This is a genomic window from Stenotrophomonas maltophilia group sp. RNC7 (assembly GCF_030910085.1).
GTDB lineage: Bacteria > Pseudomonadota > Gammaproteobacteria > Xanthomonadales > Xanthomonadaceae > Stenotrophomonas > Stenotrophomonas sepilia.
Genome location: NZ_JAVFVN010000888.1, coordinates 186998 through 198302 on the forward strand (window position 1 = coordinate 186998; position 11305 = coordinate 198302).

Below are 11305 nucleotides of genomic sequence, written 5' to 3' on the forward strand. Positions count from 1 at the left end.
CAGTCTAACCACAGCCAAGGCATCCACGCATGGCGTGGATCTAGCGCAGGCTGTTCAATTCCATCGCACGCATCACGATGGGCTTGGCCCAGCCGGGCGTGTGCAGCAGGTCGGCTACCGCAATGGGGTATTGCAGTTCGCCTGCAGCCATGGCCAGTACCGGCAGCGGCACCACGCAGCCCTGTGCGTCGGCCGGTGCGCTGTTGTCGTAGACGTGCAGCTCGGCCAGGTGTGGCAGCAGCTCCAGCAGGTTCGCGCGCGCGGAATCGAAGCGCGCGCGGATCCTCTCCACCGGAATATCGTGGCCGCCAGCGGCCACCCGCGCCGCAACACGGGCGATGTGCAGCTCGACATCGGCCAGCCCACAGAACCAGATCGCCACCTGATGCCGTTCGCAGGCCTCGAGCAGTAGGCGCGGAATGGTGTTGCCGCCGAGCGTCGTCTCGAAGGCGAAGTCGGTGCCCTCGGCCATGGCCTGGCGCAGGCGGCGGGTGCCTTCCTGCCAGGCCTCGGCGTTGGCCTCCGGCAGCGGCCAGCCGGCGTCGACCAGGCGACGGGTGAACGAGTCCGGGTTGAACCAGCTCAGCCCTTCGGCGTCCAGCCAGGTGCCCAGCAGCGAACTCTTGCCGGCGCCATTGACGCCGGCCAGCGCCAGGATGCGTCCCATCGATCAGAGCGGGCGGCCGAGGGTGACCTTGCGGCCGCGCCGGATCGGCTGGCCCAGCACCTTGCCCAGCCCCTCCCCGCGCTGCAGCCCGGCCAGCTTCTGGTCGAATTCGCTGCGCAGGCGCAGCAGCTCTTCGTTGCGCTCACCGGCATCGCCACCCGCGGCCTTGGCCAGCAGCTCCTGGTAGGTACGGATGTCCACGATCACCGCTTCCGGGTGATTGTGGTTGGTGATGACCAGCGCCTGCTTTTCGCGCACGGTGCGCATCAGGCTCGGCCAGCCCCGGGTCTTCACCGACGAGGCCGGGGCTTTTTCAAGGCCAGGCAGATCCAGCGGCAGGGTCATGGCACGGCTCCAGACAGGGTGGATGACAGCCACTATACCCAATTTGGCCAAATTGGGGATAAATCCCTTTTCACCCCGGCGCCCCAGCGTCCGGGGCGTCGGTCTGCAGCAGGCTGTCACGCTCGCGCAGCGGGAAGCGGATCCAGGCATCCAGGCCTTGCGGGGTAAAGCGCAGCTCGCCGCTGCCGGCCAGTTCATAGGGCACCCGCTGCTCGATCAGGACCCGGCCCAGGCCACGCTGGCGTGGCATCTCCCACCCCTCCACCTCGGCATGGCGCTCGCACCAGTGCAGGCCCAGCCACGGCTGCCCATCCTGCACCTGCAGGTGCCAGCAGACATCGATCCGGCCGTCCTCGTGGGCCAGCGCGCCATACCGCAACGCATTGGTGGCCAGCTCATGGATGGCCAGCGACAGTACTTCGGCCGCCTTCGGTGGCAACAGCACATCCTCACCCTGCAGGTGATAGGCGGCGGCGGCCGGTGTCTGCGCCGCGATCTCCTGCTCGAGCATGCCGCGCAGGCAGACCCCTACATTGGCGCCACGGGTCAACAGGCTCTGCGTGCGCGCCAGTGACATCAGCCGCGCGCACAGGCGCTCGGCATACTCGTCCACGCTGCCGACCGATGCGCGGGTCCGCCAGGCAAGGGCATGGATGGTCGACATGATGTTGCGCACGCGATGCTGCAGTTCGGCCAGCAGCACCGATTGGCGCTCGGTGGCACGCTTGAGGTCGTCGATGTCCACGGCGATCGCGAACACGCCACTCACCCCGCCATCGGCATCACGCAGCGGTGCGGCGGCGACACGCGTCCAGCGCGCGCGCCCATCGTCATGGATGAACTGGAACTCCAGGCCTGGGACCATCGTCTCCCCCCGCAGGGCGCGGGCGATGGCGAAATCGTGGGGTTCGATGCGCGAGCCATCGGGATGCGTACCCTGCCACCGGTAGTGGTTGGGGCGATCCGTGGAGGGCACCTTGCCGGTGGGAAGATAGGTCCGCATCTGGTCGTTGGACAGTTGCAGGTTGCCGTCGGCATCGACAATGCAGACACCCACCGGCAGCACCTTGAAGGCCAGCGCCAACCGGCGGTCGCTCTCACGGCGCTTCTGTTCCTCGCGTTCGCGGGCCGCCTGCGCAACGTGCGCGGCTGTCGTTTCGAACATGGTCACCAGCACGCCGTTGATGCACCCGTCCTCTCCGCGTATGGGGCTGTAGGTGATGGTGAACCAGACATCCTCCAAGCGCCCCCGCCGCGCCAGCGGATAGAGCTTGTCCTCATAGGTGATGGTCTCGCCCTGCCACACACGCTGGTAGATCGGGCCGTTGATGTGCCAGACCTCGGGCCAGCATTCGCGCGTCGGCTGGCCCAGTCCGCCAGGATGCTTGTCAGCCAGGATCTCGGCATAGCCATCGTTGTAGAGCTGCACCAGCTGCTCGCCCCACAGCACGATCATCGGAAAGCCGTGCGCAAGCATCAGGTCGACGGTGGCGCGCAGGTGCGGCGGCCATTGCTCGATCGCACCCAGTGGCGTGCCTGACCAGTCGTGCCGGGCAATACGGGCGGCCATGCCGTCATGGCGCGCATGCGCCTGCAGCGACGGCGGCATGCCCGCCGGGCGCTCAACGGCCCGGAGGCCTTCGGTGCGGCGCGACATGCCGCGCAATCAGGCGATGCCCGCAGGGGCCTGCGGCGTCGCCACCAGTCCCGCCAGCTGCTGGACCAGGGCCTCGATGTGATAGGGCTTGGTGCAGCGGGGCGCATCCGCGAAGCGGCTGGGCAGGTTGTCATCGTAGCCAGAGGTCAGCATGAACGGCGTACCCGCTTCGGCCAACCGGTCGGCCAGCGGGTACACCTGTTCACCGCCCAGGTTGATGTCCAGCAGGGCCACATCGATGGGATTGTCATCCAGCAGCCGGCCGAGTGCCTGCAGGTCCCCGGCCGGCCCCACCACCTGCGCGCCCTTCAGCTCCAGGTAGTCCACCAGGAACATCGCGATGGCGAATTCATCTTCCGCCACCAGTACTCTCAACCCTTTCAGGCCTTCTGGTTTGTTGCCCGCTTCCAGCACGACCGGCGCTCCTCGATACACGCGGCCCACCTCCGCCGCAACGGTCGTAGGATGCGCGAACCGGGCTACAAGGGCGCGTGATGATCGATGAAGATCGCAGCCGCGGCGCATTCACTCCGGCCTTGCAGCGGTGCGTTCAGAACGCACGCTCCCATTTCAGGCTGAGCAGGCCGCGGTCATGGCTGTACAGCCAACCGACGTTGCTGTCGATACGGGCGTAGCGCAGGCTCAGGCTGGGCACCAGCCCGCCCACCGCCAGCCGCTCGCTGCGCACGATGGCGATCAGGTTCTGTTCGTCGTCCTGCCTGCGCGCCTCCAGCAACGGACTCCAGGCATCGTAGTGACGGTGACGCAACGACACGAACACCGTGGCCGTGGTGCCACTCCACTGGCGCGCCGCGCCCAGCCGCAGGCCGCGCTGGCGGTAGCCGTTGGCCGGGTCGGCAGCGCTGCTGTCGCTCAGGTCCATGCCCGCGAACAGGGTCCAGCGCGGATTGAGCGCGCGGAACCAGGTGGCATACAGCGCTGCCAGATCGCCATCGTAGTTGTCAGCCAGGCCCGGCTGCCGATAGCGCTGGCGCTTCCAGTCGGCCTCCAGCTTGAGCAGGCTGCGCCCGTCCAGGGCGTACTGCCACTCGCCGTGTACGCCGCTGCCGCCCTGCAGAGCGTGGTTGCCCAGCGCCTGGAAGTCATAGCTCGGCGCCAGCTGCAGGGTGTGCCGTGCACTGCGCCAGCTGTAACCGGCCTGCACGCTGGCGTTGAGCTCGTTGTATGCACTGTACCCGCGCCATGCCTGACCGAAAGCGAGACCGCGCACGTAAAGTCCATGATGGCCGGCCAACGCCCAGCGCCGTTCCAGGTTGGCGTCGTAGTCCAGGCCGGTGGCGCGCTGCGCTTCGGGCAGCGTGCGTTCGATGAGGCAGGTGTCGCCGACGACGAACAGGCAGGTGCGGCTGGCCGAACTGCGGTTGATGTTGTCGCTCCATGCAGGCCCGGCGGCGACCGCCGCCTTCCAGCGCCTGCGTGCCTGCAACGCGTCCAGATAGCTGTCCACACGAGCGCGGACACCTGCGGTGGCCGGATCGTTGCTGTCGATACCGGCCTTGATTGCACCGAACAATGCCACCGCCTCGCGGTCGCGCTGGTCTTCGGCATAGACGCGTGCCAGTTCAAGGCGGGCGGGCAGGAAGTCCGGCTGCGCTGCCAGCAGCGCTTCGTACTCCTGTGCAGCGCGCGGATGGTCACCGGCCACGCGGGCCAACGCACCCTGCGCGTAGTGGCGCAGCAGCGGATCGTGCCCCGGAAGCTCGATGTATTCGGCCAGGAACGCCGCGGCGGCCGGCCACTGCTGGTGCTGCAACGACAGGTAGAGGGCCTGGCCGAGATCATCAACGGTGCGCTCCACCCGCACGGTCTTGCCATCGATGGTGAGCGTCGGCCGCTGTGATTCGGCTTGCTGCAGGCGCTGCTGGTCCTGCTGCTGGTGGCGCAGTTCGCTGCCCTGTTCGAGCACGCGGCGCAGATCGTCCTGCTGGGCGCACACGTCGGCGGCAACCAGCAGCAGGAACACAAGGAAGATGGGGTGGCGCATGGGCGATCCGTGGCGGTGCATGCAGCGGGCCGAAGCAGGGACTGGCGGATCGCGGCTTGTCCCTGCCCTGCCCCGTCAGGGGCGTGGCAATCAGTTCTTGCTGCCGCCGAAGGCGGTGTCGTACTGGCTGTTGCCGGCGAACGTAGCGATACCGGCCAGGGTGGCGGCGTTGGCGCCGAAGAACTGGCCCTGGCTGTTGCCGGTGACCGAACCGTTGGCCACAGCGGTGCCGGCGAAGGACGCATCAGCGCTGTTGATGTTGGCGTTGATCGCCAGCGTCTGGCCACCACCGGCCAGGCCGCCGGTCAGCTTGCCGGTACCGAAGTTCGCGGCGAAAGTGCCGCTGAGCAGGTTGCTGCCGTTGAATTTGTTCAGGCCGGCCACCGCGTACGTGGCGGTGCCGCTGGGCAACGTGGTGCCCGCACGGTCGCCAGCGAAGTACACCTGGCGGTTGTTGAAGCCACCCGCGGCGCCATCCTTGGACCATTCACCGAACCACACATCGCCACTGCCCACCTTGACGAAGTTGAAGTGGCCCATGCCGGCATGGTTGCCCGGGGTGCCGGTGATCGGCATGGCCAGCGTGCGCACGGTCACGTTGCCCACGGTGGTGGGGGCCGAGTATGCGGCCAGACCCTGGAAATCGACCGGCTTGGCGTTGGAGACGGTGCCGACACCGATGCCGGCCTTGCCGGCACTGTGCGGGCCGCCGTTGACTTCGGAAGCACCGACCTTGACGTACAGCTGCGAATCGGTGGCCGGGCTGGCCGCACCGACGATGTCGGCAGCCTGGGCAGCACCGGCCAGGGCAAAGGTGGCGGTCACGGCCAGTACGGAACGGGAGATCATCTTCATGGAACTACTCCTTGGGTTGAGGGAACTACGGGTACAGCAACGGAACAGGTCATCAGAAGCGCGCGGTGACACCAAGCTTCAGCGTGCGCCCTGGCGCCGGCAGCGTGGAGCGAGTGGCCGGGTCGACGTAGTAGCGGTTGCCGAGGTTGGTGCCGACCAGCTCGACGCTGGCATGGTCGTTGATGCGCCAGCGCGCGTAGGCATCGACGGTGGTGATGTTTCCCCAGGTGAACGGCACGTTCTGCCAGATCAGGCCACCACTGCCGGCGTACAGGCGGTCACGGTAGGCCTGCAGGTCCGGGTTCTGGTGGCGCTGGTAATGCACGACGCGGCTGCCCAGCTCCAGGCGCTCATCGAACAGCCGGGTGCCCAGCGACGCGTTCACCGACAAGCGGGGAATGGCCTGGGTCAGCAGGTAGCCACTGACGAAGCCGTCCTGCACGCAGTTGGGCACCTTGCCGGCGAGTGCATCGAGCTGCACCGCCATGCTTTCGTCACAGACCTTGTTTTCCAGCGTGCGGGTGATGCCCAGGTCGGTGAAGAAGCGGCGGTTGTCGAACCGCGCCTGCAGCTCCACGCCGCGGATGCGCTGCTTGTCCAGGTTGTCGAACAGGAAATTGCCGTCGCGCTCGATGACGTTGCGGGTCTTGTGCACGTAGTAGGCCAACTTCACGTCGGCATCAGCGGTGTTGCCGAACAGCGCCGACAGGTTGTGCACGTAGCCCACTTCGTAGTTGTAGGCGTGCTCGGGCTTGAGCGGGTACAGCGGGCTCAGGCTGCTGGAGAACGCGATGGTGCTCTCGAACATGCTGGGGAAACGCACCGCCTCGCTGTAGCGGACGTAGGCGCGCGCATTGGGCGAGAAATGCGCGGTGGCCGAGAAGGTCGGCAGCCAGGCATGGTCGCGCCTGCGCTCATTGCGCCCGGACACCGTCTGCGGCGGCCCGCTCTGGATGCTGCACAGGATCTGCGCCCCCTGCACCGGCAACAGCCCGGGAATGGCCGCCACCTGGCCATTCAGGCAGGGGTTGCTGGCACGGCTGTAGTTGCCGTCCGCATCCGGCAGCCACGGAATGGTGTGGTCCACCGCAACCGGCGTCTCATACCTGCCCAGCAGGCCCTTCAGCAGATCATCAACGATGAAGCCCATGCCGATGCTGTCCCAGAACGCGCGCTGCGACTCGATGGCGTCGATCTCGCCCTGCAGGCTGGCCGGGCGTTCGGGCAGTTCGTTGACGCGGTAGCGGGCCTCCTTGGGGAACACCGAGGTGGTCATCAGCTCCGGGTGGTCCTGCAGGAAATCATCGAAGGCCCAATAGCGCGCGTAGCGCACGCCGGCACTCAGGGAGAGGAAATCCACCGGCCGCCAGTCCAGCACCAGGTAGCCCTCGCCTTCCTGGCGGCGCCCCGCGCGCGGATACATGCGCCAGCCATCGCTGACGCCGAAGTACGGGTCCGCCGAGCGCAGTCTCTCGAACTGCCAGTTGCCGCCCACGGTCAGGTCCAGGGTGGAATGCAACGCGAAGCGGTTGCTCAGGGTCAGGCCGGTGCGGTCGTTGCGGGCATTGGCCAGCGCGGTATTGCGCAGGATCGGGCTGCTGCCGGGGTTCCAGTCGGGGTTGCTGGCAAAATTGGGGAAGCCGCCAGCGGTGTACGTATCGCTGGTGGTTTCGGTGCGCCACAGGTTGGCACGCAGGTCCAGCCAGCGGCTGCCGGCAGGCTGCCAGTGGTATTCCAGGTTCCAGGCATCGGCATCGACGCGGCTGAGCGGCCACTGGATGCGACCGTAGTCGGGCGCGGACAGGATGCGCGAGGGCATGATCTCGCCGTAGTGCGAGAGCGTGCGCCGCCAGGTCGCGCGCAGCTGCTGGTCGTCGTTGATCTGCCAGGTCGCTTTCAGCAGCCACGATTCCTGCTCGCTGGAGGTATTGGGCACCTCGTCGCCGGGCTTGAAGTAGCGCGCCAGCGTGGTGATGTAGTCCAGGCCCTTGTACTCGAACTGCTCGCGCGGATCCTGGTCGTAGTACGCCGCGCCCCGGGTGCCGGAAAAGTAGTTGCCGCGCTTGCGCCAGGCATAGGCCGCCATCAGGTCCACGTGTTCGCCACGCAGGCCCAGCGCCAGCCGCCAGGCCTGGTCTTCCCCGGCGAACACATGGGTTTCAGAACCGCGCGACTTCACCGGCACCAGCAGCGTGCTGTCGGCATACGGTGCGGAGGGTGAGCCCTGCGGGAACCCCGGCACCGTGCGGTAGTCCTCGCCGGTATGCAGCCGCGGCAGGCGTGGCGCCACCGCATTGCTGCTGCCTTCGATCTTCAGCTCCCCGCCGAAGCGCTCGCCGGCAGCAACAATGTCGTCAACATCGATGGTCTTGATCACCAGCGCGCCACCGATCCCGCTGTGCACATCGCGCACCAGCCCTGGCCCCTTGATGACCTGGATGCCACCGATCAGGTTGGGATCGATGTAGTTGCGGTTGCTGACGCCGTTGTAGCCGCGCCAGACCGTGAGCGCCTGCTCGCCACCGTCGATGCTGACCGGCACCCGCCCCGGCCCCTGGATGCCGCGGATGTTGATGTCCAGCGCGCCGCTGTTGCGCGCATCACCGCTGAACACACCGACCAGATCCTTGACCACGTCGGCCGGGTTGGAGCCGCGATAGCGCTCCACACGGTCGCGCCCCGAGTACGCCGTGGTCAGATCCAGCGCGAACACATCATCGTAGCCGCGCCGATCACGCGCCTCGCCCCCTTCCGACTGCAGGCGACCGGCCACGTCCAGTGTTTCGGTCACCCGCACCCCTTCTCCGTCCCCTTCCCCCGCCTCCGCTGCGGCGCGCAGGCTCCAGGTGCCATCCATGCCGCGCTGGGCACGCACCCCACTGCCGCGCAGCAGCTGCTGCAGGGCCTGCATCTGGCTGTACTCGCCGCTCACCGCGCTGGATCGACGGCCCTCCACCAGGTCACTGCGGAAGACCACCTGCACATCGGCCTGGCGGCCAAAGCTGCGCACGGCATCGGCCAACGGTTGTTCCGGAATGGCGTAAGTGCGCAGCGGTGCGGCCACTGTGGCTTGCGCCTGCACCACCGGCACCCAGGCCAGCGGCAGCAATGCGGTGGAGATGGCCAGGGCCAGGACGGTAGCGCGACGATGACAGGCGGATGCCGTGGACGGCATGGACAGGAACTCCTCAAGCGGGGCGGGACCACGGCCACGTCCGGTGCCCGGTGGTGTGTCTGGCTTGAGAAGAAACGCGGTTTCGCTCTGGCTATACCTCTATAGACAGCGGGGTACGACGACTGCCCACGGTTTTTTCATGTTTTTTCATGCAGCCGGTTAATGCGTGCTCCGCGGGCGCTTCACCACACCAGCAACGCACCTCCGGGCAAGCGCTGCACTCGCAGTCCCGCCTGCGCGGCCACGGCGTCGATGGCCGTGTCCGGTTGCTGCAGATGGAACAGGCCACTGACCCGCACGCGTGTACCCTGCCCGCCCACCACCCAGACCGGGGCACGCCGGTAGCGGCCGAGATCGGCGATGGCCTGCGCGGCAGGCAGACCGTCGATCACCACCTCACCGCGACGCCACGGCGCCATCGCCTCCGGCGCGGCCTGTTGCAGCGGCTGCAGCCAGCGCCCGTCACGGAACGCACGCACCTGCCCGGCGCGCAGGCGCTGCACGCTGCCATCGCCCGGGCGCACATCGACCACGCCCTCGCTGACTTCGGTGGTGATGGTGGCGCCCTGCATCGACACGCTGAACGCCGTACCGATATCGCGGATCTGGCCACCGCCGGCCTCGACCTGGAACGGTCGCTGCTCATGCGCCACCTGGAACCAGGCCTGCCCGCGCAGCAGCTGCACGCGCCGCTGCTGGCCATCGAACGTGAATGCCAGTGCGGTGCCGGCATCGAGTACCGCCGTGCTGCCGTCGTCCAGCCGCACCACGCGCGGCGCATCACTGCTGCGCACATCGCTGCGCGCCAGCAGCAACGCGTGCGGTGCGGCCGCGACCATCAGCACTGCGGCCGCAGCACTGGCGAGCAGCCAGGGCAGACGGCGGCGCGGTGCGATCGGGCGCAGCCCCTGCTGATCTGCGGTCAGCTCGGGCAGCGCGGCCAGCACCTCGGGCCCGGCAGCGTCCAACCGCTGCCAGAAGGCCTGCTGCTGGCGCCAGGCCCGCGCGTGGCGGGGATCGGCCTGCAGCCAGCGCTGCAGGGCTCGTTGCTGGCGTTCCGGCAGGGGGCCTGCACTGCGCCGTATCACCCAGCGCAACGCCTGCCTGGCCTGACGCGGCGAGGGTTCGGAGGTGGTCATGATTGTGGCCTGCCGCACCACGAACAGGTGCGCTTTCCTGTTGTGACAACGGCGGGCGCGATCTGCCCACGGTAATCGCCGCTCATCGACGCATTCCCTGCTGCTGTTGTTGGATCAGCAGCGCTGCGCGCAGCACATGCTTGCCAACCAGGCTCTTGGAGATTCCCAGGCGCGCGGCGATTTCGCGCTCGCTCAGGCCCAGGTAGCGGTTGAGCACGAAGCACTCGCGCACCTGGGCCGGCAGGGCGAGGATGGTCTGGGTGATCTCGCGCAGCTGCGCCTGGTCCAGCGCCTGCGCCTCGCCATCATGCCCTGCATCGCCCATGTCGACGGCGTACTCGGCCATCGCTCGCCGCTCGCGGGCGTCGGCCTGGCTGCGGTTGAGCGCGTGATGGTAGGCCATCCGGTACAGATAGCCGCGCGGCTCCAGGATGGGCGGATCGCCGGGCACGCTGCTGGCCTTCAGGTACAGGTTCTGCAGGGTGTCCTCAGTACTGGCCGGGTCGAGATAGCGTGCGATGAAGCGGGACAACGCACGGCGCTCGCGGATCAGCAGCTCGACCAGCGCCAGGGCATTGGGAGACATAGGCGCCAAGGCCGGACCGGGGAATGATGGGCGTGATGGCGACGGTCCGGACGTGGATTGTGGGCTGCGCGGCCGCAGGCGGCAAGCCGCGGGCTCGTTCATCCACGCATGGCAGGTGCTCTGCGAACTGCAGCGCGACTGGGCCCGCTCGGCAACGGTCCCGGATTTCATGAACCTCTTCATCGCAACCGGTGGTACCGCGGGCATCCAGTTCTCGTACGATCGTACCGAGTGATGGGGTGGCGGCCCCGGTCCTGGCTGGGGCCGCCCTTTTTAGCGCAGTCGAGCGTGGCTCGACGCCACAGACAGATGGAGAACGTGATGGCCTACGCACGCATTGTTTCGACCGCCGACAACTATCTGCACCACATCAGCAACGGCAGCTTTGATGTGGATGCGGACGAGCCTGCCTCGCTGGGTGGCCAGGGCAAGGGCTTTGCGCCGTTCGACCTGTACCTGGCCTCGCTGGCGGCGTGTACCGCCATCACCCTGCGCATGTATGCGCAGCGCAAGGGCTGGGAGCTGGGCGAGTTCCATGCCGAGCTGCGCTCGGAACGTGACGAGGATGGGCGTTTCCACGTGCACCGCGTGCTGCATGCCAGCGCCGAGCTGAGTGATGCGCAGTGGCAGCGGTTGCTGGAGGTGGTGGAGAAGACCCCGGTGACCCTGGTGATGCGCGAGGGTGCACGCATCACCAGTGAGCGCGGGAGTGCTGCGTAACCCCATCCACGCATGGCGTGGATCTACAGACGACGCTCGCCGGGCATGGCCCGGCGCTACCGGAGCGGCGCGGGGCCATCGGGTAGCGCCGGGCCATGCCCGGCGGCCACTCAGCGCCGTGAATGCAGTACGGTGCGCTGGCGCATCGCGTTGAAT

At 67.7% G+C, this 11305-nt stretch carries 10 protein-coding genes; 1 reads left to right on the top strand and 9 read right to left on the bottom strand.

What is annotated here, in order from left to right; all coding sequences use genetic code 11:
* Window positions 1-40: 40 nt before the first annotated feature.
* The 9 genes from RCF13_RS22750 to RCF13_RS22790 all read right to left on the bottom strand — a co-directional run bounded on the left by RCF13_RS22750 (window position 41) and on the right by RCF13_RS22790 (window position 10429).
* Window positions 41-667: an AAA family ATPase gene (locus RCF13_RS22750; protein WP_134968718.1), complete on the bottom strand. Its 627-nt coding sequence runs from the start codon at window positions 665-667 to the stop codon at window positions 41-43.
* A gap of 3 nt (window positions 668-670) precedes the next feature.
* Complete coding sequence (locus RCF13_RS22755) at window positions 671-1012, bottom strand: type II toxin-antitoxin system prevent-host-death family antitoxin (protein ID WP_049411569.1); 342 nt, start codon at window positions 1010-1012, stop codon at window positions 671-673.
* A gap of 70 nt (window positions 1013-1082) precedes the next feature.
* Window positions 1083-2669, bottom strand: a complete 1587-nt coding sequence (locus tag RCF13_RS22760; RefSeq protein ID WP_134968719.1) for a PAS domain-containing protein — start codon at window positions 2667-2669, stop codon at window positions 1083-1085.
* A 9-nt stretch (window positions 2670-2678) separates the two neighbouring features.
* Window positions 2679-3083, bottom strand: a complete 405-nt coding sequence (locus tag RCF13_RS22765; RefSeq protein WP_005416747.1) for a response regulator — start codon at window positions 3081-3083, stop codon at window positions 2679-2681.
* A gap of 136 nt (window positions 3084-3219) precedes the next feature.
* Complete coding sequence (locus RCF13_RS22770; RefSeq protein ID WP_154350934.1) at window positions 3220-4674, bottom strand: porin family protein; 1455 nt, start codon at window positions 4672-4674, stop codon at window positions 3220-3222.
* Between the two features lie 90 nt (window positions 4675-4764).
* Entirely contained in the window at window positions 4765-5529 is a 765-nt protein-coding gene (locus RCF13_RS22775; protein WP_134968720.1) for a Slam-dependent surface lipoprotein, read from the bottom strand.
* A gap of 52 nt (window positions 5530-5581) precedes the next feature.
* Window positions 5582-8704: a TonB-dependent receptor gene (locus tag RCF13_RS22780; protein ID WP_134968721.1), complete on the bottom strand. Its 3123-nt coding sequence runs from the start codon at window positions 8702-8704 to the stop codon at window positions 5582-5584.
* A 182-nt stretch (window positions 8705-8886) separates the two neighbouring features.
* The gene (locus RCF13_RS22785; RefSeq protein ID WP_231352136.1) at window positions 8887-9843 is read right to left on the bottom strand and encodes a FecR domain-containing protein; all 957 of its coding nucleotides are present in this window, start codon (window positions 9841-9843) and stop codon (window positions 8887-8889) included.
* A gap of 82 nt (window positions 9844-9925) precedes the next feature.
* Window positions 9926-10429, bottom strand: a complete 504-nt coding sequence (locus tag RCF13_RS22790) for an RNA polymerase sigma factor (protein ID WP_065177682.1) — start codon at window positions 10427-10429, stop codon at window positions 9926-9928.
* Window positions 10430-10750: 321 nt separating this feature from the next.
* Here RCF13_RS22790 and RCF13_RS22795 point away from each other — a divergent pair, with 321 nt between their 5' ends.
* The gene (locus RCF13_RS22795) at window positions 10751-11149 is read left to right on the top strand and encodes an OsmC family protein (protein WP_134968770.1); all 399 of its coding nucleotides are present in this window, start codon (window positions 10751-10753) and stop codon (window positions 11147-11149) included.
* Window positions 11150-11305: the final 156 nt, after the last annotated feature.